The sequence below is a fragment of the Candidatus Methylospira mobilis genome, from assembly GCF_009498235.1.
Classification (GTDB): Bacteria; Pseudomonadota; Gammaproteobacteria; order Methylococcales; family Methylococcaceae; genus Methylospira; species Methylospira mobilis.
Genome location: NZ_CP044205.1, coordinates 310,705 through 335,528 on the forward strand (window position 1 = coordinate 310,705; position 24,824 = coordinate 335,528).

19 protein-coding genes and 1 pseudogene are annotated in these 24,824 nt (G+C 50.6%); 16 read left to right on the forward strand and 4 right to left on the reverse strand.

Annotated elements, in window-relative coordinates; translation table 11 throughout:
- Positions 1–23: 23 nt before the first annotated feature.
- Positions 24–908, forward strand: a complete 885-nt coding sequence (locus F6R98_RS01180; RefSeq protein ID WP_228125022.1) for a decaprenyl-phosphate phosphoribosyltransferase — start codon at positions 24–26, stop codon at positions 906–908.
- Positions 875–1,333: a divergent PAP2 family protein gene (locus F6R98_RS01185; RefSeq protein WP_228125023.1), complete on the forward strand. Its 459-nt coding sequence runs from the start codon at positions 875–877 to the stop codon at positions 1,331–1,333. The genes F6R98_RS01180 and F6R98_RS01185 overlap by 34 nt, the downstream gene beginning before the upstream one ends.
- On the opposite strand, the gene F6R98_RS01190 is transcribed toward F6R98_RS01185, so the two are convergent.
- Complete coding sequence (locus F6R98_RS01190; RefSeq protein ID WP_153247385.1) at positions 1,328–2,041, reverse strand: WbqC family protein; 714 nt, start codon at positions 2,039–2,041, stop codon at positions 1,328–1,330. The two genes, F6R98_RS01185 and F6R98_RS01190, sit on opposite strands and share 6 nt — an antisense overlap.
- Positions 2,042–3,091: 1,050 nt before the next feature.
- On the opposite strand from F6R98_RS01190, the gene F6R98_RS01195 reads away from it, so the two are divergent.
- Positions 3,092–5,905, forward strand: coding sequence for a beta strand repeat-containing protein (locus F6R98_RS01195; protein ID WP_153247386.1), 2,814 nt, complete (start codon positions 3,092–3,094; stop codon positions 5,903–5,905).
- A 172-nt stretch (positions 5,906–6,077) separates the two neighbouring features.
- Here the strand turns inward: F6R98_RS01195 and F6R98_RS21455 are convergent, their stop codons facing one another.
- On the reverse strand, positions 6,078–6,260 hold the full coding sequence (locus F6R98_RS21455; protein ID WP_194270084.1) for a hypothetical protein: 183 nt from the start codon (positions 6,258–6,260) through the stop codon (positions 6,078–6,080).
- 151 nt (positions 6,261–6,411) lie between these two features.
- On the opposite strand from F6R98_RS21455, the gene F6R98_RS01200 reads away from it, so the two are divergent.
- The 5 genes from F6R98_RS01200 to F6R98_RS01220 all read left to right on the forward strand — a co-directional run bounded on the left by F6R98_RS01200 (position 6,412) and on the right by F6R98_RS01220 (position 9,615).
- Positions 6,412–6,972, forward strand: a complete 561-nt coding sequence (locus tag F6R98_RS01200; protein ID WP_153247387.1) for a DUF3782 domain-containing protein — start codon at positions 6,412–6,414, stop codon at positions 6,970–6,972.
- Positions 6,973–7,051: 79 nt separating this feature from the next.
- Positions 7,052–7,750 carry a transposase gene (locus F6R98_RS01205; protein WP_153247388.1) on the forward strand — a complete coding sequence of 233 codons (699 nt, stop codon included), beginning with the start codon at positions 7,052–7,054 and terminating at the stop codon, positions 7,748–7,750.
- A 180-nt stretch (positions 7,751–7,930) separates the two neighbouring features.
- Positions 7,931–8,200, forward strand: a complete 270-nt coding sequence (locus tag F6R98_RS01210) for a DUF4160 domain-containing protein (protein ID WP_153247389.1) — start codon at positions 7,931–7,933, stop codon at positions 8,198–8,200.
- Positions 8,201–8,211: 11 nt separating this feature from the next.
- Positions 8,212–8,454 carry a DUF2442 domain-containing protein gene (locus F6R98_RS01215; protein ID WP_194270085.1) on the forward strand — a complete coding sequence of 81 codons (243 nt, stop codon included), beginning with the start codon at positions 8,212–8,214 and terminating at the stop codon, positions 8,452–8,454.
- A gap of 579 nt (positions 8,455–9,033) precedes the next feature.
- Positions 9,034–9,615 (forward strand): DUF3782 domain-containing protein, encoded by a 582-nt coding sequence (locus F6R98_RS01220; protein ID WP_153247390.1) that lies wholly within the window; start codon positions 9,034–9,036, stop codon positions 9,613–9,615.
- Between the two features lie 126 nt (positions 9,616–9,741).
- On the opposite strand, the pseudogene F6R98_RS01225 reads toward F6R98_RS01220, so the two are convergent.
- A pseudogene (locus tag F6R98_RS01225) lies at positions 9,742–10,065 on the reverse strand (IS3 family transposase); the annotation flags it as partial.
- Positions 10,066–10,403: 338 nt separating this feature from the next.
- Between F6R98_RS01225 and F6R98_RS01230 the strand changes: the two are divergent.
- The 3 genes from F6R98_RS01230 to F6R98_RS01240 all read left to right on the forward strand — a co-directional run bounded on the left by F6R98_RS01230 (position 10,404) and on the right by F6R98_RS01240 (position 11,688).
- Positions 10,404–10,820 carry a DUF1640 domain-containing protein gene (locus tag F6R98_RS01230; protein ID WP_153247392.1) on the forward strand — a complete coding sequence of 139 codons (417 nt, stop codon included), beginning with the start codon at positions 10,404–10,406 and terminating at the stop codon, positions 10,818–10,820.
- A gap of 368 nt (positions 10,821–11,188) precedes the next feature.
- Positions 11,189–11,320 (forward strand): DUF4160 domain-containing protein, encoded by a 132-nt coding sequence (locus tag F6R98_RS21785; RefSeq protein ID WP_228125212.1) that lies wholly within the window; start codon positions 11,189–11,191, stop codon positions 11,318–11,320.
- 101 nt (positions 11,321–11,421) lie between these two features.
- A complete protein-coding gene (locus F6R98_RS01240) occupies positions 11,422–11,688 on the forward strand; it encodes a DUF2442 domain-containing protein (protein ID WP_153247393.1) in 267 nt (88 codons plus the stop codon).
- A 241-nt stretch (positions 11,689–11,929) separates the two neighbouring features.
- Here F6R98_RS01240 and F6R98_RS01245 read toward each other — a convergent pair whose 3' ends face one another.
- On the reverse strand, positions 11,930–13,936 hold the full coding sequence (locus F6R98_RS01245) for a hypothetical protein (protein ID WP_153247394.1): 2,007 nt from the start codon (positions 13,934–13,936) through the stop codon (positions 11,930–11,932).
- 523 nt (positions 13,937–14,459) lie between these two features.
- On the opposite strand from F6R98_RS01245, the gene rfbA reads away from it, so the two are divergent.
- The 5 genes from rfbA (at position 14,460) to F6R98_RS01270 (ending at position 24,666) form a co-directional block, all read left to right on the forward strand.
- Positions 14,460–15,338, forward strand: a complete 879-nt coding sequence (gene rfbA / locus F6R98_RS01250) for a glucose-1-phosphate thymidylyltransferase RfbA (RefSeq protein WP_153247395.1) — start codon at positions 14,460–14,462, stop codon at positions 15,336–15,338.
- Positions 15,338–15,883, forward strand: coding sequence for a dTDP-4-dehydrorhamnose 3,5-epimerase (rfbC, locus tag F6R98_RS01255; protein ID WP_153247396.1), 546 nt, complete (start codon positions 15,338–15,340; stop codon positions 15,881–15,883). Before rfbA ends, rfbC begins: the two co-directional genes overlap by 1 nt.
- Before the next feature lie 98 nt (positions 15,884–15,981).
- The gene (locus F6R98_RS01260) at positions 15,982–16,728 is read left to right on the forward strand and encodes an ABC transporter permease (protein ID WP_228125024.1); all 747 of its coding nucleotides are present in this window, start codon (positions 15,982–15,984) and stop codon (positions 16,726–16,728) included.
- Positions 16,718–18,085: an ABC transporter ATP-binding protein gene (locus F6R98_RS01265; protein WP_153247398.1), complete on the forward strand. Its 1,368-nt coding sequence runs from the start codon at positions 16,718–16,720 to the stop codon at positions 18,083–18,085. Before F6R98_RS01260 ends, F6R98_RS01265 begins: the two co-directional genes overlap by 11 nt.
- Positions 18,082–24,666: a glycosyltransferase gene (locus F6R98_RS01270; RefSeq protein ID WP_153247399.1), complete on the forward strand. Its 6,585-nt coding sequence runs from the start codon at positions 18,082–18,084 to the stop codon at positions 24,664–24,666. Before F6R98_RS01265 ends, F6R98_RS01270 begins: the two co-directional genes overlap by 4 nt.
- Positions 24,667–24,824 lie beyond the last annotated feature (158 nt).

Here is a 24,824-nt window from a genome sequence, read left to right on the forward strand (position 1 = left end):
GGTAGCATCAAGGCTAAAAACTCATGCATGATACCGTAGTACGCTGTTCGTCTCTAGCGCAACTGCGCGGCTTGGTCGCGCTAATGCGCCCAAAGCAATGGATTAAAAACGGTTTTGTGCTTGGCCCGCTGGTTTTTTCCGGGGAGTTTCTGGATGTCGGCGCAATCGGTTGCGCACTGTCGGCGGCCTTGCTCTTCTGTCTGGCGTCGTCGGCGAGCTATATCGTCAACGACATCCGCGATATTGAAAGGGATCGCCGCCACCCGAGGAAATCCCAAACCCGGCCACTGGCTGCCGGCGTCATATCGGTACAAATAGCGCTGGCCCTGTTGTTCGCGATCTATGGCGCGTTGATTTGGGGCTGGTTTGCCGCGCCGGACGCGGCGCTGGTAATCGTTTGCTACATGCTGCTGAATCTCGCTTACACCTTTGTGCTCAAGCACCAGCCGGTGGTGGATATTTTCACCATCGCGATTGGCTTCGTGCTGCGCGTCTACGCAGGGGCTACGGCCTTGGCTGTGCCGGTATCCGCCTGGATGTTCGTGACAACCCTGTGTCTTGCGCTCTACCTCGCAGCAGTCAAACGCCGGCAGGAGCTGATTCAGAGCGGAGCCGAAGGGCGTAAGGTGCTGGAGAAGTACTCGGTGTCGCTGATCGAGCGCTACGCGGAGATGTCGGCCACAGCTGCGTTGGTGTTTTATGGCATGTTCGTGATGTCCGCCAAACCGCAGCTGGTGATCACTGTGCCCTTGGTGCTGTTTGGCCTGTTTCGTTATTGGTACGTGGTCGAAGAGCTGGATAGCGGCGAGTCGCCTACGGATTCGCTGCTGGCCGACTGGCAGTTGCTGTTAACGATAGTGTTGTGGGTGGGCGCATGCTGCTGGGCGCTATGGCCGGTTCGGGGGTGAGCATGGATTTCTGCTATGCATGGACCCCTTTCCTGGCCTGGTTCGCGGCTGGGGCGTTGAAATTCACGATTAACAGCATCAAGGCTAAACGGATGGCCTTTGGCCTGATTGGCTATGGCGGCTTGCCGAGCAACCACGCCGCAATCGTCAGCAGCATGGCGGCGCTTATCGGATTCAGGGAGGGTGCCGATCATCCGGCATTTGGCGTGGCGATCACATTGGCCTTTATTGTAATACTGGATGCGAACAGCCTGCGCCGCCAGGTAGGCATGCATGCCGCGGCAATTAACCGTTTGACGGCATCCGCGCCGCTGCGCGAAACCTTGCGCGAACGAATGGGACACACCCGGAACGAAATCGCCGCCGGTATTCTGGTGGGCATAGGCGTGGCGGCCGCCGTTTTCTTCATGGCGCCGAGGCTATGATAATTTCTCGACTACGGTCTGGTTCGGCGTGTGGCTGCAGATATGATTTTTTGCATCGGGTCCGCAATTGGCAATCAGATCGAGCACGGTGACCCCGCCTTCGAACGCCCCCCATAGCTGGGGGTAGGGTGTATAGTCATAGCTCTTGTATTCCAGACCAATTCCGTGTTTACGAAAAGCTTCTTTGTCAAGATAAGCATCCGCATTGGGACCGCTAAGGTAAGTTGTTGCATTCAGTTTTTGCAGCAGGTCAATCAAGCGGTCGGTTTTGCTGCCGGTCAGGGACAGTTCACTGGAGAGCAGCGAGGGGGTGGCGATAGCCAGGTATTCGCAAATGCGGCCGGTCAATTTCAGGTTCAGTTGAGAAATCGTCCGCTCCTGGCAGTGGTCAAGGCCATCAAGCAACGCCAGCACATCACGCAGGTAGGGCGCCTGTCGATAGTGTGCCTGCCATAGGCGAATATGCTTTTTTCCCCATGCGGTTGCGCAATCGATTTCCGTATCGGAAATCGATTGCGCCGTTTTGTTGTAACGCACGGGCACGGTAAGCCACTCGGTTCCCTTGACGGTTTTGATCTTGTTGCGGTTGCGCCAATCGCCTTTGGTATATTGAATATCGTCATGGAAAACGAAGGTATCCACGCTGGCGATGAAGTCGAAATAACCGCGCCAGGGAATGAAAGATGACTGAATTACGCCTACCCGCATACCAAAAACGCTGAGTTGAGTATCATGGCAACGCGAACCGCCTGCCGATCGGTGACCGGTTGCGGCCGGTCCGTGCAAATCCTAACAAATAATATCAGTCATGGCAGCCATTGGGAATGTCTTTCGTCTTCGGTAGCATTATGCTCGCGGACAGCGGCGCTCTCCCTTTTTTAAGGCAACCGTTCAGACACCCCTTGGCCCTGGTTCCTGACCGGTCATGGCGCAAGCGTCGCTCCGTATCAGGCAACAGCTGCGCCACGCCCGGTTTCCCTCGCCCAGCCTCTCCCGGCGGCGGGCATAGGTATCTACGCAAGTTCTCTCTCCTGTGGGAGAAATACGTCAGGAACGCATTTGGTCGAGCGCGGCTCGCCCGCAGGGTTCCGGGCGGAATAGCCCGGAAACACAGGGCCAGGGCGAGGGCAACAGCGTTTGAGTTATCAAAAGCTTTGACGCAGGCAACAAGCGCTTTACAGCCTCACCCCTGCCTCTTTCTCCTGATAGGAGTTTAAAAACAATGACTTATTGGCTTGTGTGGATACCCCTGTCCGGCGGGAAGAGGGGGCAGGTGTTCGCTTCACTATCCATCTGACAGGTTATTCCAAACATCCTTCGACAGGCTCGGGGCGAGCGGAAAATCATGAAAATCGGGGGTGTCTGAACGGTGACTATTTTAACTGCTAAAATCTGTTTCCATCAGGCGGCCTTATGGCAATTTTGTTGCCAAAAGGTAAAAAACCGTTGCGAGGGTGTTGACATGGCGCTTGTCATCTCGCAGTATAGCCCTGTGACAGCCGCCGATGACGCTGTAAGGCTGCGGATGTTGACAAACGAAAGGCACTGAAATAACCTGATGCCGTATCGTGTTTCCTTAATCCTTGGCTGGGAAACCGCGAGCGCTTTGACTATTTTCGAGAGGGGTTAAAACCAGCAGAGTACAGATTCAAGCGTAAGAGGTTTTCGATCAGGGATTTAACAGCCTACCGGTCGAAAAAAATAGTGGCTGATTAGTTTTGGTTTCTAAAAGTTTATAAACTTATCTGGAGAGTTAGTATGCCAACATATACACCAAGTTATTATGCATTTCCGACTGGGGCAACAGCCGGAACAGTAACTGTTGCAAGCGGTTTCAACACCAATTACACCAATGGACCCATCGGCGAAGTTTACGCGATCGGCAATGCCTCGGCGGCAGTGATCAGCGCCCCGGTTACTCCTGCTACGACCGTAACCGGTTACCAGTTGTTGTACACGGTTTCCATTCAGGGCCTGGCTTCCGATTACACCGCGAGCGGTTATTACGGCAACATCACGCTGACCAGCAAGTCCACTGGTCAGGTTATCCAGTTCAAAATTCCGCAGCCGCCTGCAGGCGCCAATAACTACGGCGTCGATGTGCAGTTCACCAACGGCAGCCTTTCCTTCACCGGCAATACATCGGCCAGCGGCGCATGGACCATGTGGATGACCCAGGGCGGCACCACCAGCAACTGGGGCAACAGTTCCGTCGCGGTTCCGGCAACCGGCACATCCACGATTGATATCGGCAACTACGTTACTTCGACCCCTGCAGTGCTGAATGCGAGCGATACTTCGTCCGCCAACTTCCCGACCACTTACACCTTGACCACCGGCACCGACACCAACTCCAGCCTGGGTATTCCGTCCACGCTGACCAACGGTATCATCAGCGGTGCGCTGTCCAGCGGTGCTCAGACGCTGACTACGGGCGACAGCATTGTTGTAACCGGGACCGGCAACGTGCTTAATGCGACGCTGGCAGGTGGCGTTAGCCCGACCTTGGGTACATGGTCTGGCGTGCAAACATTCAATTTGACGCCTAATGCGACAGGATCGGTAATTACTGCAACGGGCGTCACTGGTTTGACTACTTTGAATTTTACCAGTTCAGCGCTTACAGCGGGTCAGACCGTTTCTGTTCAGGGATTGGCTACCGCCCCAACAACAATTGGTTTGTCCAGTGACTCAGCGGGTACCTACCTTGTAGGTTCTACAATCGCAGCCTCTACAAATCTTGCGCTTAATGTTGCTACTGTTGGTGTTGGCACAGCAGCCGTTATACTCAACCTGACGCCCTACAACAGCAGCACGGTGGGATATACAGGCATCACCATCAACTCGACCGGCAGTACCAATTATCTGCAAGTGAATACTGGCGCAAGCACTGAAACAAGTCTAACGGTTACAGGTAGTAGTTCTCTTTATTTGCAGAGTGGCGCGGTAGCAAATCAAAATAACATTACAACCATTGATGCGTCACAAATGACCGCTGGCGGATTAGTGGTAGAAGGTTTGTCGACGATAACGACGGCAAATGGTGGTGGTACCCCTGCAACAAATGCATACCTTGGATCGGGTTCGACACTATCAACATTCAAAGGCGGTTCTGCTGGGACCTATATTTTGGACTTAAGCGGTGTTACTACGGCATCTACGGTCACCGGGTTAACCGTAACGGATCTGTCTACTGCTACCAATACAGTAATTCTGAACAATTCAATTGTGGGTGTTGCGGGTGTGCTGACCGCTAATCTTACGAAGTTTGTCAATGTGCAGAATATTGGCGTTTACAATGGTACGGCCAGTGGCACAGCATCAACGATAAACGATGCTTATCTAAACGGGGCCACTACATTAAAACTGTATAACGACGCAACGAATGCGTTTTTATTTGGCAACGTTACTGTTAATAATGCAATAAGTGGCTTGACCGTTGATTTCGGAGCGCTATTGCGGACAGCATCGGGAGATACGGTTGCGGTAAATTCAGCGGCAACTACAGGTGCAAGCACTTTAACGTTAAAGTTTAACGGTCAAACAACAAATGATACATTTAACATTGGGTCGACAGGTGCTGGAGAGTCTAATGTTACCCTTAATGTAACCGGTACTGATGTGCTAAGTGGGGCAATTACATTTGTTGCCAACTCAGGTAATTCGGAAACAGTTAATATTACAGGGACTGGTAATTTGACATTAGGTGCAGCTGGTAACGCAGTTACGCTGACAGGCAATGGAACATCAATAATCGATTCTGGTACAGGTACATTGAATATTGCTGGTACAGGCGCAAATGGAACCAATGCATCAGTGATTAATGCAGCGACTACAGCCGGTTTGACTATGGGTGGATTAGATACCTCTGCGTCAGGAGTAACAGTTACGGGTTCGACAAGCGTTTTGAATACCATCTTTGGTAGTGCGCAGTCCGATAATATAACCGCTAGCCTTGTTGGTGGAGATATTATTCGCGGTGGTGCAAAAGGTGACGTAATCAACCTGAATGCATCACATTCCGCTGGTGATACACTTAATTATGCTGTTGCGGATGTAGCCCTTGGAGGCGGTGGTGTAAACGCAATAACCATCACTAATGCTGATACAATTAATAACTTTATTGGCGGAGCAAGTAAAGATGTGTTGCAGGTATCAGTTGCTTTCGGTACATTGACAGCACCTAGTAGTGCTACAGGTGTAGCATTTGTTGGTTCTGCAACTAATATTGGGACGACTCAATATGTTAATACTGTTGCTGGTGCCAATGGCACTAAGACTGTAGTTGATTTCACGACGGCCGATAGTAATCTGACGAGTGGTGCCAGTACATTATTAACGACTCAAGCCGGTGTTACACAGGCTGTAGCAGATCTTACTACCAATACATTGTTTACTACTACAACTGCTAGTAATCAGATTTTCCTGATACATGATGCAAGTAACAATGTTGCTGTAGTAGATGTAAACCACGCGAACGCCGCGAATACCGCAATCCAGGCTGGTGAAGTTTCATTGCTCGGCGTTCTTGTTGGTGAAACCGGAACTTTTGTTGCTGGAAACTTTGCTTAATAATGTTAAGGAGAATCTGAAAAGACTCCAAGCTTTAAATTTTAGTTTAAATATATAATAAAGAACCCTGCCGAATCCAATTTGGCGGGGTTTTTTCTGTTTTAAGCCTTTTAGAAATAAGGAGTTGATAGGGAACAGACCACTGTTTTCAAGTCTCTGCCAAACTAAGTTTCTAAAGCAATCCACGCAAGGAGCAGTTATGCCACGCCGCGCCCGGCTCACGCTTCCGAATGTTCCGCTTCATCTGATCCAGCGCGGCAATAACCGACAAGCCTGTTTTTTCACTGACGAAGACTACCGCATGTACCTGGATTGGTTGACTCTGTATGCTGACCAGTACGGTTGCCGGATACATGCTTATGAAAATAATAGGGGACAGACCACTGTTTTATCAATCGATGATGTGCATAATAGTTGTTATGTTAAGTCGCATGGGCAAGCGGACGGTGATTACCCTCCAGGTAAGTCTCTGTTAAAATGATAAACAGATAAAGTGGAGGTTCCCCATGTCCGCAGTAGCAGATGATATTTGGGCGATATTACGCGAATTAGCCCAGTCGCAAAAAGAGACTGATCGTAAGTTCCAGGACACAGACAAGAAGTTCCAGGATACAGATCGCAAAATCAAGGAAGTAACAGCGAGTATTGGCCGACTGGGAAATCGCCTGGGCGACTTTATTGAGGATGCAGTGCGTCCGGCAGCCGTGCGTCTGTTTCAGAAACGAGGAATTGATGTGCATGAAGTTCATCAAAGCGTCAGTTCCCAGCGGGGTAATGAAGGCATCGAGATAGATTTGCTGGTGGTTAACAACAGCGAGATTGTAGCAATTGAATGCAAAAGCAATTTGAGCGTTGATGATGTCAATGAGCATTTGGTGCGGCTGGCTAAACTGAAAAAGCTGCTGCCGGCTTACGCGGATAAGCAGGTAATCGGAGCGGTGGCTTCAATGGTAATAGAAGACAACGTAGCGCAGTACGCTTATCGGAAGGGGTTGTATGTAATCGGACAAAGCGGCGATCACCTGGAGATTCGAAATATTGAGCCATTTGATGCGACTGTTTGGTAAGGAGTTGATGGGGGACAGACCACTGTTTTCGAGTCTCTGCCAAACTAAGTTTCTAAAGCAATCCACGCAAGGAGCAGTTATGCCACGCCGCGCCCGGCTCACGCTTCCGAATGTTCCGCTTCATCTGATCCAGCGCGGCAATAACCGACAAGCCTGTTTTTTCACTGACGAAGACTACCGCATGTACCTGGATTGGCTGACTCTGTATGCTGACCAGTACGGTTGCCGGATACATGCTTATGTGCTGATGACCAACCATGTGCATTTGCTGCTATCGGCTGACCGGGCAGACGCTCCGGGATTTTTGATGAAAGCGCTCGGCCAGCGTTATGTGCAGTATGTGAATCGCACCTATCGACGTAGCGGCACGCTCTGGGAAGGACGTTATCGGTCTTGTCCAACACAAGAAGAAACGTATCTATTGGCTTGCCGGCGCTACATCGAACTCAATCCGCTACGCGCGGAAATGGTGGCTCATCCCGCGGAATATCGCTGGTCAAGTTACCGGGCGAACGCGCAAGGCGAATTTAATACGCTATTGAAGCGCCATCCCTTATATGAGGCATTGGGAGCGGATATGGCGGAAAGACAGAGGGCATACCGGGAAATATTTCGTTACCAACTCGATCAAGGATTGGTCGATGAAATTCGGCATGCGACCAATGGAAATTATGCGTTGGGCAATGAGCATTTCGCCGCACAAATTTCGTCTGCCCTTGGAAGAAGAGCTTTTCCCGGCAAATCGGGACGCCCATGTAAAACAGTGGCCTGTCCCTGAAGATTCTTCGAAAGGCTGTCCTTTAGTTTGCCGCATAAGAATTCTTATGTCAGGTTATGGATGTTGGATGGTGGTAGACTCCGTTGGTTTTTAAGACGAAAGGTGAAGGGGCGGAATGCGGGTTGTCCCTATTTTGTTTGCAAGCCAGAACGATGTCTATTCATTTACGGAGATCAGGTCATGCCCACAATCAGCATGTTCTACGGAATTATCATTGCGATGTTTTTTGAAATCAAGGAAAAGCATCATCTGCCGCATATTCATGTTCGTTATCAGGGTTACAAGGCATCAATATCCATTGAGGATGCCACGCTGCTTGCCGGCGAGTTTCCGCCTCGACAGTTGCGCATGGTGCAAGTGTGGATTGATTTGCATAGAGAGGAATTGTTGGCGGATTGGGAGCTTACAAAAGAGGGCGCCGAGCCTTTCAGAATCGAGCCGCTTAGGTGAAGGAGATTGCAATGTTGCTTGATGTGACCAATGTAACGGTGAAGTCGGATTTCATCCTTGTTCTTGAATTTGAAAATGGAGAAAGGCGCTCATTTAATATGGCTGCCTACCTAGGTGAGGAACCATGGGTGCGGCTCAAGTCTGGGAGTGCATTTCAGGGTGCTTACGTAGAAAATGGCACAGTAGCCTGGCCGGGAAATATTGATATCGATCCGGAAACACTCTATGAATACTCAACCCCATTGTCAATCTGATTCTGATAGTTGATCAGGGCAATCGCGCTATGTTGCAGCGCTAACGTATTGATTTTTAGAAACTGGTAGCAATCATTGCGCTTGTAATGTTTCGCTATTTATGATGAGTAAACCGAATTTTTAGATTTAATCTCAAAAATTACGACGTTTTAAGCTCAATTAGAATGCAAAGTCATTCCGTAGCAAGCAAATTAAAAATTTCATTATCGTAAGTTATTGATTTTTGATCGACATAGCGCGATTGCCCTGGATAGTTGATAGGGGACAAACCACTGTTTTCAAGTCTCTGCCAAACTAAATTTCTAAAGCAATCCACGCAAGGAGCAGTTATGCCACGCCGCGCCCGGCTCACGCTTCCGAATGTTCCGCTGCATCTGATCCAGCGCGGCAATAACCGTCAAGCCTGTTTTTTCACTGACGAAGACTACCTCATGAAAATAAATAGGGGACAGACCACTGTTTTATCAATCGATGATGTGCATAATTTTTGTTATGTTAAGTCGCATGGGCAAGCGGACGGTGATTACCCTCCGGGTAAGTCTCTGTTAAGATGATAAACAGATAAAGTGGAGGTTCCCCATGTCCGCAGTTGCAGATGATATTTGGGCGATATTACGCGAATTAGCCCAGTCGCAAAAAGAGACTGATCGTAAGTTCCAGGACACAGACAAGAAGTTCCAGGATACAGACAAGAAGTTCCAGGATACAGATCGCAAAATCAAGGAAGTAACAGCGAGTATTGGCCGACTGGGAAATCGCCTGGGCGACTTTATTGAGGATGCAGTGCGTCCGGCAGCCGTGCGTCTGTTTCAGAAACGAGGAATTGATGTGCATGAAGTTCATCAAAGCGTCAGTTCCCAGCGGGGTAATGAAGGCATCGAGATAGATTTGCTGGTGGTTAACAACAGCGAGATTGTAGCAATTGAATGCAAAAGCAATTTGAGCGTTGATGATGTCAATGAGCATTTGGTGCGGCTGGCTAAACTGAAAAAGCTGCTGCCGGCTTACGCGGATAAGCAGGTAATCGGAGCGGTGGCTTCAATGGTAATAGAAGACAACGTAGCGCAGTACGCTTATCGGAAGGGGTTGTATGTAATCGGACAAAGTGGCGATCACCTGGAGATTCGAAATATTGAGCCATTTGATGCGACTGTTTGGTAAGGAGTTCCTGAATCCGTGTTGGTTAGAGTCAACAGAATAAAAGGGGTCAGATACCGTCTTGTAAGTCAAGCCTGAGACTTGAATGATTGACATCAAACGGCTGCCCCGATTTGATCCTGCCCAGTTTCAGCAGACACATTGCCAAGCGACATTTTTAAGCTCAAAGGCCTCAGGGGACAAATAGCCCAGTTTCGAATGAAGCCGTTTCCTATTGTAATACGCTTCGATGTAATCGAAGACGTGTTGTTTGGCATCGTTCCTGGTCGGGAATCGCTCTGCGTGGATCGCCTCGACTTTAAAGCTGTGATTGCAACTTTCCATGGCGGCATTATCGTAGCAATCACCTTTCTTGCTCATGCTGCAAATCAGTTGGTGTTTGGCCAGCAAAGCCTGATAGGCATTTCAACAATACTGACTACCTCGATCCGAATGGACGATAACCCCTTTCGGTCAATGCCGGGCGAACGCGCAAGGCGAATTTAATACGCAATTGAAGCGCTATCCCTTATATGAGGCATTGGGAGCGGATATGGCGGAAAGACAGAGGGCATACCGGGAAATATTTCGTTACCAACTCGATCAAGGATTGGTCGATGAAATTCGGCATGCGACCAATGGAAATTATGCGTTGGGCAATGAGCATTTCGCCGCACAAATTTCGTCTGCCCTTGGAAGAAGAGCTTTTCCCGGCAAATCGGGACGCCCATGTAAAACAGTGGCCTGTCCCTGAATGATTCTTATCAGTAAAAAAGGAAGGCTGGGCATAGGTATTTTTTCGGAGAAAATCCATGAGTGTTGCGTTGCGGCTATATGAACAGCTAACCGAGGCTCCCGATGAGAGGACCAAGGCGCGTTTGATCGCAGAGGCGTTTGAGCAACTTGAAGAGCGTTATCCTCAGTTGAAGGATGTCGCGACGCAAAGCCAGGTGCGTGAAACCGAATTGCGGCTGCAAAAGGAAATCAAGGAGGTTGAAGCCAGGCTGGCCATGGAGATCAAGGAGGTTGAAGCCAGGCTGGTCACGGAGATCAACAAGCTGGCAGTGGAGATTAAGTCTGTCGATGCGTCCCTGCGCCTGGAGATCAGGAGCGTAGAAGTCAAGATAGCGGAAACCAGGGCTGATCTTATCCGCTGGGTGGTTGCGGTAGGTATTCTTCAAACAACGTTGTTGACAGGCGTATTACTGAAAATCGCACACCTGATTTAAAGAATATCAAAGTAAAGAAGAAAAAGGGATAGACCACTGTTTTAAAGCCTCTACTACACTTGATTTTTTAACGCAACTTACGCAAAGAACAATTATGCCTTATGTTAAGGACCCCCACTTAATTATTGATGACCGGTAACTTATCGCGGAATGAAGGGGGTATTTATTGGAAAAAGGGGCAGATTTTATGTTTGCATCCTCCGATAGGCTTGCCTTTCGCTATGCATAGTTTGTCATGTTAAATCATTGGTGTGGGTGGTAACACATTGAATGTTGATGGCCTATTTAATCTAAACTTTAAAAATTACAGTCCTGCCGGAGATTTCTCTATGCCATCTATCAGTATGTTCTATGGGATTCTCATCCAAATGTTCTGGGATGACCATGCTCCCCCGCACTTTCATGCGACTTATGGGGAATATAAGGCGACTGTTAATATCAGGGAATTATGTGTTAACGAGGGTGAGTTGCCCGCGTCGGGCAAACCAGTTGGTTCTTGACTGGGCCGAGTTGCACCAGGCAGAGTTGTTGGCCGATTGGGATCTGTGTCAAGCCAACCAGCTTCCACGTCCGATTGCTCCATTAAAATAGTATAGGTGCCATGATGTACTGGGATATCATTGAGGTTCGTTCTATCGCTCCGCGTGAATTGGCTGTTCGGTTTGAAGATGGACTGAGCGGGGTGATATATATTGATTTGTCATTTTGCACGGGAGTGTTTGATCCTCTGCGAAATGATCAAATGGCAGGTAGTGCGCAGGTGAGTAATGGTGTGGTTGTCTGGCCAAATGGACTTGATTTGGCGCCCGACACCATGTATCGGGAAATCAAACGTAGTCCGGATCGTAGATATAATCTATTTAGGTAAAAGGGGGCAGGTTTATTTATCGACCAAAAGGGGACTGACCACTGTTTTAAAGCCTCTGCTATGATGGTCAGGCGGGCATACTTAAGTATCACAGGTAACTGACGTGGAAAATAACTCAAGCACTTTCCAGCCCCCCAAAAAGAACTCAGTAGTGGGACAAGAAGCATTTTTCCACGATGGTTAGGCTGATTCACTTAGCCAGGATATTCCGGCGGATCTGTTATCCATTCAGCTTTTCATATCAGAAATGATATACCCGGTAACCTTCACACTCGAAAACGGCGTGCTGCTGCATTGCCGATGCCCAGCGGGGGTGTTCTCCAGGGTTGAGGATGTACCATTTGATTGCATTGGATTTCATGAAAAACTCGGCATCGCCGCCATATTGTAAATCGGACAATTGCCGAAGCTGGCGCAAGCGGGATTGAATGCCGAGCGGAGCGCGAGAACCGCCTGCATCCACGGCAAAGGGTTGCCGGCCGGACAGCGTGGACAATATGAGGAAATGATCGTTCATTGAATCCTGCGCCACATCGTCTTTCGCGCTGTGATCCCGGATATAGAGGGCGGCGTTTACCTGGCAGGCCGGAAACTCGGGATAATTCATTCCCCAATTTTTCATTGCCTGCATGCCTCGTCCATAGCTGACGGGTGTAATAGCCGAAAAAAGAACAAGCATGGATATTATGTATTTTACTTGATTGCCGGCAGGAGGCGCATTGCCAAAAATAAGGCGGTAAACTGCTGCTCCGCACCAGATAACGAGAGTAAAGTAAGCCCATACGAAATGCCTGTGCAGTAATTCTTCAGGTTTGCCAATGCCTCGCTCATCGAATGCAAGGAAGCAGGCCATTACCAGATAGACGGCCACCACCAGCAATGGAAACATCCATATGGCTGTAGTAAAACAACGCTTCATTTGCCCAACCAGCGCAGCATAGATAAGCGAAAATGCGCCAAACGTGCAGATCATCAACATTAAAATAAAGGCAGCGGCCCTCAAGTAGACATTATTTTCAGAACTATCGAAAATGCTGGTAAATAGATGTTTTATGAAGCCGTTTTCCATGCTGGAGAGGATAAACGACGAGTATGGCATCAGACTTGAACCGTCCAGTTTTATTATCGGTACGCTGGGTATCGACTGCGATGCGGCAATAACGCCTGTAAAAACGGCGCTTAACAGTAATACCAAAAGCAGGCGGTATTTACGGGCTATCCCGGCTATAAACAGGGCAGGGAAGACAAAAGCAAGCCAGGAAATAGCTACAAAGATTTGTGCTTTATACAGCAGAGTAACAACTACAAATGCGTAACCCCAGCATATCAGACGAAATTGGTTTGTGCGGCAGGCTTCCAGCAACAACATGAACGCAAACGCTGCGCCGGCAATGCCATACGCGCTGGCCGGCGCTACCTGTTGCAGCCAGTGGTATCCTAAAAAAGCATTGATAAATCCTTGCTGTGACGCATCGGGTAATACCATTAACGCCAGGCCTGCCGCCAAAGCCGGCCACTGTCCGAATATCGAGCGGGCCAGCGCGTAAGCGGCCAGAAAGGAAATGAGGATACCCAGCGGCAACAGAAGACTGGCGTACGAAACCAATAGCGAGCTTCCGGTTGTATAAACCAGCGTTGCCGGAAGCAGATAGCTGGTCATATGGTAAGCCTGCGCGGTAGGACCGAACCCGGATGCAGTAAAAGTGCTGATTTGGCTGAGGTGAAAAGGTACGTCCTGCCAGGCGTGAAAGGTAGCCCGGCCCTCCGCGTCCATGACTATGGGGTGCAATATGTCCTGACACCAGGCGGTTACGGCTAATGGCGCGGCCAGCATGAAATACAGTTCCGGCCCGTTTCCTGCCGGCAAAAGCATATCCGTGCGGGTAGGTCTGGCGAAACACCACAGGATCAGGATCGCGCCCAGGAATAAAAGCCAGTTGGCGGTCAGGCCGCAAGGCAGGACCCAAATCATGAAGTATAAGCAAATATTGGTTAACAGCAGCCCTGCTACCAGTTTTGCCGGCAGGTTATTGAATTTCTGGTTATCCCTCAGCGCCCAGTTTAGAAAAATATCTCCGCACAGCAAACCGCCCAGGAGCAGGGATAATAGCCATGCCGCGGCAATAGCGGTCACGGAGCCGCCCGCCATGAAATGCCAGAGTAAAGTAAACAGGTACAGCCAAATAAAGCCTATCCAGGGCCGCGCTCCTTTGGCGATAAGCGGCGCTAATCGGTCTCTAATAAACACGGAAGTCTTCGCTCATGGGCAAAAGCTCATGAGTTTAGCATTTGGGCCGATTGCTGTTGATATTTTATTGAATTCGGGGAAAGGATGATTTGACCTCGAAGAGAGGCTGCTGCTATCCTCTGCGTTTATAATGCCGTGTTTTCGGTTTGGGCCGTAGCGTAGTTGCAGGCCTCCCGGGTTCTGTTGACGCTACCGTGAAAAGTGAAAACACTATATCAATGAGTTACGATTGACCAATAAAGAAAAACCGTCATTGCGGCAGGGATGGCCGGAATCAGGACGCCAGGGAGGGGGCAGAGCAGCATGCCCCGGATCAAGTCCGGGGCATGCGCTGACGGCATGACGCCAACTCATTGATTCAGCAGTTGCGTTATGTCGACAGAATCCTGCATCGCCCCGTTATTTCCTATAATCATCCTTTCATGAAACAATTACACCTAGAGCAGGCCGTCAGGTCAACGCACATCGAGCCGGATGCGCCATGCATCAATCCGGCGGCAAATAGCAGCAACGACCAAATCCTATGAGAAAAGGCATTATCCTCGCCGGGGGATCGGGCACCAGGCTCTACCCCGCTACGCAGGTTATTTCCAAACAGTTGCTGCCTGTTTACGACAAACCCATGGTGTATTATCCGCTGTCCACGCTGATGCTGGCCGGCATACGCGACATCCTGCTGATCTCGACGCCGCAGGATACGCATCGCTTCGAACTGTTGCTTGGCGATGGCCGGCAATGGGGTCTTAATGTGCAATATGCGGTACAGCCGTCACCGGGGGGGCTGGCCCAGGCATTCATTATCGGCCGCGATTTTGTCGGCAATTTCCCTAATGCTTTGGTATTGGGGGACAATATTTTTTATGGTCATGATCTGGGCACCCAGCTCGTGCGGGCGAGAGAGCGCGATTCGGGCGCAACGGTTTTTGCCTATCGCGTGCAAGACCCCGAGCGCTACGGCGTGGTAGCCTTCGACAGGGAAGGCCAGGCTACCAGTCTCGAGGAAAAACCTGAAAAGCCGAAGAGCGACTACGCGGTCACCGGGCTGTATTTCTACGACAATCAGGTGGCGGACTTCGCCGGCTCACTGGTGCCGTCGGCCCGGGGGGAGCTGGAGATTACCGACCTGAATCGCATTTATCTCGAGCGCGGCCAGCTCAACGTGGAAATCCTGGGGCGCGGTCATGCATGGCTCGACACCGGTACGCACGAAAGTTTGATCGAAGCCAGTAACTTCATACAAACCATCGAACACCGGCAGGGATTGAAGGTGGCCTGTCCGGAAGAAATTGCCTACCGTATGGGCTATATCGGAGCTGTCGAGCTGGAAGCGATAGCCGACAGATACAAGAAAAACAACTATGGCCAGTATCTTTTGCGCATATTACAAGAGCGGGAGCTTTAATGAATGTGATCCATACCGCCATCCCGGATGTATTGTTGCTGGAACCCAGGGTTTTCGGCGATGAGCGTGGTTTTTTTTTCGAAAGTTACAACGAAAGTGTTTTTGCCGCGGCTACTTCGCTGCGTCCCAGGTTTGTACAGGATAATCACTCCCGCTCCGCCAAAAATGTGCTTCGCGGCCTGCACTACCAAATAGTACAGCCACAGGGAAAATTGGTGCGCGTCGTGCTTGGCGAGGTTTACGATGTCGCGGTGGATATCCGCAGATCGTCCCCAACTTTCGGACGCTGGGTCGGCGAGTATCTGTCGATGGAAAATAAGCGGCTGTTATGGCTGCCGCCGGGCTTTGCTCACGGATTTCTGGTGCTGTCCGATGTGGCCGAATTCCTGTATAAAACCACCGATTTTTATGCGCCGGAGCATGAGCGTTGCATAGCCTGGAATGATCCGGATATCGGTATTCAATGGCCCATACAGGGAGAACCCGTTTTATCCGCAAAAGACCGGCAAGCGCCTCCTTTGGCTGAAGCGGAGCGTTTTGCATGACCTACTCCCGGATAGCGGTTAATCCGCACGCAGTCCAGCCTGCTTCCTTTGTTGCGCTGTTCAGGAGTCTTTGGCGTAACCGCCAGCTCATAATCCAAATGACAAAACGCGATGTAGTCGGCCGCTATAAAGGTTCGGTGCTGGGATTGGCCTGGTCTTTTTTTAATCCGCTGTTCATGCTGGCGATCTATACTTTTGTGTTTTCGGAGATTTTCAAGTCGCGATGGGGCGGCGGAGACGAAAGCAAAACACAGTTTGCCGTCGTGCTTTTTGTCGGCATGATCGTGCTTGGCTTGTTTGGCGAAGTGCTGAACCGGGCGCCAGGGTTGATCGTCACCAATGATAATTATGTTAAAAAGGTGGTTTTCCCGCTGGAAATACTTCCTGTCGTCAGTATGGGCACCGCGTTATTTCACAGCCTCATCAGTCTGGGGGTATTACTGGCTGCTTTTGGTCTGTTTAACGGCTACATGCCATGGACGGCGGTTTTTATTCCGCTGGTATTCCTGCCGCTGGTAATTTTCACGCTGGGATTGTCGTGGATGCTCGCATCCCTGGGCGTATTTCTGCGGGACGTAGGACAAACTATCGGCATAATTACCAACCTCATGATGTTTCTTTCTCCGGTGTTTTATCCGGTGAATGCGGTTCCTGAGTGGTTCCGCCCATTCATCATGGCCAACCCGCTTACCTATATTATCGAGCAGGCGCGCGAAGTGTTGATTTGGGGGCATCCTCCGGGATGGCTGGGGCTGGGTGTTTATACTCTGGTAGCCGCGTCTGTCGCCTGGGCAGGCTACGCCTGGTTCCAAAAAACCAGAAAGGGGTTTGCCGATGTCCTCTAGTGATATTGCGATCCGCATCAGCAATCTCAGTAAATGCTATTACATCTATGATCGGCCTCATGACCGGCTCAAGCAGTTTATTCTCCCCCGGTTAAGGCGCCTGTTCGGTCTGTCTCCCTCGAACCACTTTCGCGAATTCTGGGCGCTCAAGGATGTTTCGTTCGAGATTAAGCAAGGGGAAACCGTTGGCATTATCGGACGCAATGGGAGTGGAAAGTCCACGCTGTTGCAAATGATCTGCGGTACGCTTAACCCAACGGGCGGCAGCGTGGAAACGTATGGCCGGGTTGCCGCCTTACTGGAGCTGGGGTCCGGTTTCAATCCTGAGTTTACCGGGCGCGAGAATGTCTATATGAACGCCTCGGTGCTCGGGTTGAGCGAAGCGGAAATCGAGGAACGTTTTGAAAGTATCGTTGCCTTTGCCGATATCGGCGATTTTATCGAACAACTGGTTAAAACATATTCGAGCGGCATGATGCTGCGTTTGGCATTTGCCGTCATTGCTCATGTGGATGCCGATATTCTTGTGATTGACGAAGCGCTGGCTGTGGGCGATATCTTTTTTACCCAGAAATGCATGCGTTTTTTGCGCTCATTTATGAAAACGGGAACAGTGCTGTTTGTCAGTCATGATACCAGCGCGGTGAAAAACCTGTGCGACCGCGCCATCTGGCTGGAAAAGGGAGTGGTGCGAAGCGACGGCAGTTCAAAAAACGTATCTGAAGCATATCTGCAGGCGTTTTATGAAGCGCAGCAAGGTAAAAGCAGCACCACCAAACTGAAGGAAACAACCCGGCCTGATGCGGCAGATGTTCCAGGGAAGGATCAGCGTCTGGATTTCATTAACGCCAGTAACTTACGCAACGATATACAGCTATTCGCATTTGATCCCGAGGCAGCCTCTTTTGGCAAGGGCGGCGCTCAAATCGTTATGGTTGAGTTTCTCGATAAGGAAGGCGCGCCGCTGGCTTGGGTGGTTGGGGGTGAGTCGGTTACTTTGCGTATCCATGCAATGGCGCACGAAGCGTTGAGCGCCCCGATTATCGGTTTTGCAGTCAAAGATCGTCTGGGGCAAACGCTGTTTGGCGATAATACCTATCTCAGCTATAACAACGTGGTGTTGTTCTGCGGTAAGGGGGAGAAGATCCTGGCGGAATTTACTTTTCTTATGCCCATATTGCCTATTGGCAATTACAGCGTGAACGTGGCTGTTGCAGATGGAACGCAGGAGCAGCATGTTCAGCACCATTGGATACATGACGCAGTGCTGTTTAAATCCGAGTCGAGTAGTGTTGCAACAGGACTGATAGGGATTCCGATGCAGTATATAAAACTTGATGTGTTGACAGAGATATGACGAATAAGACCGAACAACTGGAGTTTACCGGCGAACGGTTCGTACCTGGTGAGCATGGTGATATAGCGCTTGAACATTTGCATCGATATGTACAAGCGTGCGGGATCGTTGCCGGGAAGATAGCGCTGGATATCGCCTGCGGCGAAGGTTACGGTTCTGCGATTCTTGCAAATAAGGCCAGCCAGGTAATTGGCGTTGATATTGCCCGGGATGCCGTGCAGCACGCCCGTAAGCGTTACAAAAAGGAAAACCTGAAATATATGGTGGGGAGCTGCGCGGAAATCCCGTTGCCGGATGCGAGCGTTGATGTCGTGGTAAGCTTCGAAACCATCGAGCATCATGACCAGCATGATCGGATGATACAGGAAATTAAACGGGTTTTGCGTCCTGATGGCGTCTTATTGATATCTAATCCGGATAAGTATTATTACTCGATTGAACGCGGCTATAGTAATCCACATCATATCAAAGAGCTTTATCATCACGAATTTAAACATTTGATTGAAACTTATTTCCGTAATTGTGCCTATTTTGGTCAGCGTATCGTGTATGGATCGGGAATATTTGCCGAGTCGATGTCGTCGCAACAGGCGCGCACGTATTGGCTTGAAGATGATGTTGTCAAGGAAAGCGACGGACTGCCAAACCCGTATTACCGGATTGCGGTCGCTTCGGATGGCCGGCTGCCATTGCTCCCCTCCGGTATTTTTGCGCAGCCGGTCGATGAGATAGCGGGCATAATCGAGCGTGACAAGCTGATCGCCGACCTTCAGGGTGAGGTGTTTCGCCGGGGCGAGTGGGGGACGAGTCTTGATGCGGTGATCGTAGGGCAATGCGAGCAGATTTCCAGGCTCAATGACGAACTGTTTCGCCGCGGCGATTGGGGGCTGAGTCTGGATGCAGTGATTGAGGAGCATCGCGGGCAGATTGGTTGCCTTCATCAGACTTTATCCGAGCGCGACGCGCAGATCTCAAGTCTGGCGGAACAAGTGCTGGCATTGGAAACGGCGCTTCGGGACGAAAGCGCCAGGTTTAACGCAATAGCCCGTAGCAGTTCCTGGCGCCTGACCGTGCCGCTGCGAGAAATGATGCGATGGGTAACAGCGCCTCGGCAACAGGGAAAACGCTATGCAAGGGGCATCCTGAGCTTGGGCAAACGCATTTATCATGCGCTGCCGTTGAATTTTACTCCATTCCGGTTGACGGTTGGTGCGGGGCCTCCCGAGACGGTTGCGGCACTGGTCCCTCCGCCGGCCGGCGATACGCAAGAGGATTTGATTGTACGGTATATCGACTTGCTGGCCGGTATTGATGCAATAGAAATTCGCGGCTCGTTGCATCCCGTGGTTTCAATCATCATCCCGGTATACGGTCAAATCGAATATACGTTACGGTGTCTGGCTTCGATAGCAAAACATACGCCCGTGGCCGCGTTCGAGGTCATCGTGGTGGACGATCGATCGCCGGATCTATCGGTCAGGGTGTTCAACCATGTAAAAGGCATACGCCTGATACGGAATGAAGAAAATCAGGGATTCATCCGTTCATGCAACAAGGGCGCTGATGCGGCCAAGGGCCAATACCTGCTGTTTCTCAATAACGATACCGAAGTTACAGCAGGATGGATGGACGAATTGCTGCAAACCTTCCGCGAGTTTCCGGGAACAGGGTACGTGGGTTCCAAGCTGGTTTACCCTGACGGCACCTTGCAGGAAGCGGGCGGCATTATCTGGCAGGATGGCAGCGCCTGGAACTTCGGCCGTCACCAGAATCCGTTGCGGCCGGTTTTTAACTATGCGCGCGAGGTCGATTACTGCTCAGGGGCTTCGATTATGGTGCCGAAGCAGTTGTTTGCTGAATTGGGCGGGTTCGATGAATACTATTTGCCGGCATATTGCGAGGATTCGGATTTAGCGCTTAAAGTTCGAGATCGGGGATACAGGGTCATTTATCAGCCGTTGTCTGTCGCGGTGCATTACGAAGGCGTTACTTCCGGCACCGACCTGTCCTCCGGCACCAAAGCCTACCAGGTAGTAAACAGCCAGAAACTGTTTCAACGATGGAAGCATCGATTGCAGCACCATCAGGCCAACGGGGTCGACGCGGATAATGCGAAAGATCGCCGGGCCAGGCGCCGCGCGCTGGTGATCGATCATTGTACGCCTACCCCCGACCAGGACTCCGGGTCGATAGATACATACAATATCATGCTGCTGTTGCGGGAAATGGATTTTCAGGTGACCTTCATTCCTGAAGACAACTTCAGGTATATGCCCGAATACACCACGCTATTGCAGAGGCAGGGTATTGAGGCGTTGTATGGGCCTTATGTGATGTCGGTTGAGCAGCATCTGCAGGAACACGGCAGTCGATATCAACTGGTTTTCTTAATCAGGAAAGGGGTTGTCGATCGCAACCTCGATGTTGTTCGGCAATATTGTCCCAACGCAAAGGTATTATTTCATACCGTCGATTTGCACTTTTTACGCATGGCGCGAGAGGCGGCGTTGTTTGCCGATACGAAGAAGCAGAAAGCGGCGGAGCAAGTACGCGAGAGCGAGTTGGCTTTAATGAAGCGGGTCGACGTTACCACGGTCATTAGCGAGAAAGAGCTGGAGGAACTATCGCGGATTTTGCCTGACAGCAATGTCAGACTCCTGCCCTATGCAAGACATGTCAGAGGAACGGATTCGGTATTTAACAAGCGCCGCGATATTGTGTTTGTCGGGAGTTACCAGCACCCGCCGAATATCGATGCAATTCTATATTTTGCCGGGGAAATCATGCCTCTGTTGCGTGAAAGTCTGCCGGGTGTCTGTTTGCATGTCGTAGGCAGTAATCCGACCGATGAAGTACGGGAACTGGCGGCAAACGATATCATCGTGCATGGGTTCGTCGAGGATCTGGAATCCTTGCTGGATAAAATGCGTGTTAACGTGGCGCCGTTGCGCTATGGCGCGGGAATCAAGGGAAAAATCGGCTCGGCGATGGCGCAAGGGTTGCCTACGGTGGCTACGGCAATAGCAGCGGAAGGCATGTCGTTAACCAATGGCGAAAACATTCTGATAGCGGATGATGCACGAGAGTACTGCGACGCTATTTCCGGACTTTATAACGATGAGGCGCTCTGGAACCGGCTCAGTCAAAACGGGTTGCAATTTGCGGAGCATGCCTGGGGCGCTGAGGCGGTGTGGAAAATTTTGGCCGGGATACTGGGCGGTGTGGGATTTGATATCTTGCGTGGTCCCAATGCCCTTACGCTTTATTCGCCCCCGGTTACCGAGGTTATCGAAATTCACGGCTCATCGACGCCCTGCGTATCGGTAATAATCCCTATATACGGCCAGATCGAATATACGCTGCGCTGTCTGGCCTCCATCGCCAAACATACAGCCCCCGACGCCGCTTTCGAGGTGATCGTGGTGGACGATTGTTCGCCGGATAATTCGCTTAAAGCGCTGGGAGCGGTAAGAGGCATACGCCTGATACGGAACGAAGACAACCAGGGGTTCATTCGCTCCTGCAACAAGGGAGCCCATGCGGCCAAGGGAGAATACCTGCTGTTTTTGAATAATGATACTGAGGTTACTCCGGGATGGATGGACGAACTGCTGCATACCTTCAGCGAATTTCCGGGGACGGGGTTTGCGGGTTCCAAGCTGATTTATCCCGACGGTACTTTGCAGGAAGCGGGCGGCATTATCTGGCGGGATGGCAGCGCCTGGAATTTCGGCCGCAACCAGGACCCATCGTTACCCGTATACAACTATGCGCGAGAAGTCGATTACTGCTCCGGCGCTTCCATCATGGTGCCAAAGCAGTTGTTTACTGAATTAGGCGGTTTCGACGAGCAATATCTGCCGGCATACTGCGAGGATTCGGATTTGGCGCTTAAAATCCGGGACCTCGGCTATCGGGTTATTTACCAGCCGATGTCTGTTGTAGTGCATTATGAAGGGGCAACTTCGGGCACCGACCTGGCTACCGGCGCCAAGGCCTATCAGGTTGTTAACGGCCAAAAGCTGTTCCAGCGCTGGGAGCGGCGGCTGAAACGGCATCAAGCCAATGGCGTAGACGTCGATAATGCAAAAGACCGGCAGGCCAAACGGCGCGTACTGGTTATGAATCACCATGTTCCGGCACCTGACCAGGATTCCGGATCGTTGGACGCTTACAATATCATGCTGCTGCTGCGAGAGATGGGCTTTCAGGTCACGTTTATGCCCGGCAGCTTATCCTACGCGCCGAAATACACAAGGGAGCTGCAACGAGCGGGGATTGAAGTGATTTATGCGCCTTATGTAACGACGTTTGAACAGCATCTGGAAGAGTATGGCGATCGCTATCAACTGGCTTTTTTGTTCAGAATAGGCATTGTTGAGGGCTGCCTTGAATTAATTCGCAAATACTGTTCGAAAGCGAAAGTAATTTTTTATACCGGTGATCTGCACTTTTTACGCTTGCTTCGCGAAGCGGCGTTATTCTCTGATCCGAAAATGCAGGAAGCCGCCGAGCAAATGCGCCGGAAGGAATTGGCGTTAATAAAAGAGGCGGATGTAACGACCGTAGTCAGCGCGCAGGAACTGGCCGAGCTGTCGCGGGTTATACCCGGCGTCAATGTCAAGCTTTTACCTTATGCAAGGAATATCAGAGGAACCGATTGCGTATTTAACGAGCGACGGGATATCGTGTTTGTCGGGAGCTATCAGCATCCGCCGAACGTTGATGCGGTTCATTATTTCGCGGGCGAGATAATGCCTTTATTGCGTGAAACTCTGCCGGGAGTTTGTTTTCATGTCGTGGGAAGTAATCCGACCGATGCAATATGGAAACTGGCGGCAAAAGATATCGTGGTTCATGGGTATGTCGAAGATCTGGAATCCTTGCTGGATAAAGTGCGCGTTAACATTGCGCCATTACGATATGGAGCGGGCATCAAGGGAAAAATAGGGTCGGCGATGGCGGCTGGACTACCCACGGTTGCTACTGCCATAGCGGCGGAAGGGATGTCGTTAACGAATGGCGAAAACATTCTGATTGCTGATGGCGCGCGGGAATATTGCGATGCAATTGCAAGACTCTATAATGATGAGGCGCTTTGGAACAGGCTCAGCCAAAACGGATTGCAATTTGCCGAGCATGCATGGGGGGCTGAGGCGGCCTGGAATGTACTGGCGCAAATTATTAACGGGTTGGGTCTGGATGTGACGCGCGGTTTGTATGCGCTTACGCTTTATGCGCAGCAAGGCAATCCGATACTTCCGTTTACCCCGGCGCGAGAGCATGATGCTGCCTTGCGGGAGTCTGGAGATACTTATACCGGTACTGTCGAAAGCCACCATTCATTTATTCAGGGCGGCGATCAATTTTCCGGCAAAAGCGCTGTAATAAAGGCGAAGGTTCAAGCCGGACCTGGCGCCATGGTTTTGGTGATCGATCACCATGTGCCGCAGCCCGACCGCGATGCCGGCTCACGCACCATGATGCAATGGATGGCGCTTCTGCTGGATCATGGCATGAATGTTAAGTTCTGGTCGGCCAGTCAACAATATGTTCCGGGCTATACCGAGCGCCTTCAGGGGATGGGGGTAGAAATTATTTCCGGCGGTCAGTCCCTATTCGAAAATTGGCTCAAGGAGAACGGAAGTAGTTTGAGGCATGTTTTGCTTAGCCGTCCTCACATTGCGGTGGCTTATCTCCCCTCGATAAAAACATTTACCAAGGCAGTGATCCATTTCTACGGGCATGATATTCATTATCTTCGCATTCAGGAAGAGAGAAAAATCAAGCCCAAAGAAAATAAACTGGCTGAAGAAGAGGTCTACTGGCGGGCTTTGGAACACCGGGTCTGGAAAGAGGCGGATAATATTTATTATTTGTCTTCCAGCGAGAAAGAACATGTGCGAAGCTGGCTTGAGGCGAACGAGTGTCACGCAAATGTGCGCACTATCCCTTGTTTTGCTTTTGATCGTTTTTGTGAGAATGTGGCTCAAGGTCTTGCAATGCGTAAGGATATTCTAATGGTTGCAGGGTTTGGCCATCCGCCCAACGTGGATGGAGCCGTTTGGTTTGTGAGTGAAATCGTTCCGTTTATTCACTCGAAACATCCTGATGCGCACATTTATCTGGTCGGCTCCAATCCTTCGAATGAGGTCCTGAAACTTGCATCGCCAGGGATTACGGTTACCGGCTTTGTTTCCGACGAAGAACTTGCCGGTTACTATGAGCGAGCGCGGGTCGCTGTCGCTCCGCTCAGGTATGGCGCGGGAGTAAAAGGCAAGGTTATAGAGTCGTTGCGTTTCGGCGTGCCTATGATTACCACGAGTACGGGTGGTCAGGGGCTTATGGATATCCCGAATGCCATAATGGTTACGGATGACCCCCGGTCTTTTGCCGAGCATGTTCTGCGTCTTCTTGATGATGATGATGCCTGGCTCAAACAGGCGGCTGAGGCGGTAAAAGCGGCGAAAAGCTATTTTTCCCGGGAAGCGATGCTGAACGCCATAGCGAAAGAATTTGATCTCGCGACTGATGTTCCGAGTAAGCGTTCTGAAGATGAAACTGCCCAGTTGGGCGTTTAAGCGGCTTGGGGCGGCGCCGATTAAAGTATTTCCGTCAAGGGTTCGATAAGTTCATCCTGAAGGAAACCGTGATTCAGCGTTCGTTGCGGTTCGTTACCGGACTGAATCAACGGTTTTCGGGTCACATACGTTCTGAAAATAATGTAGCAGAAAAACTA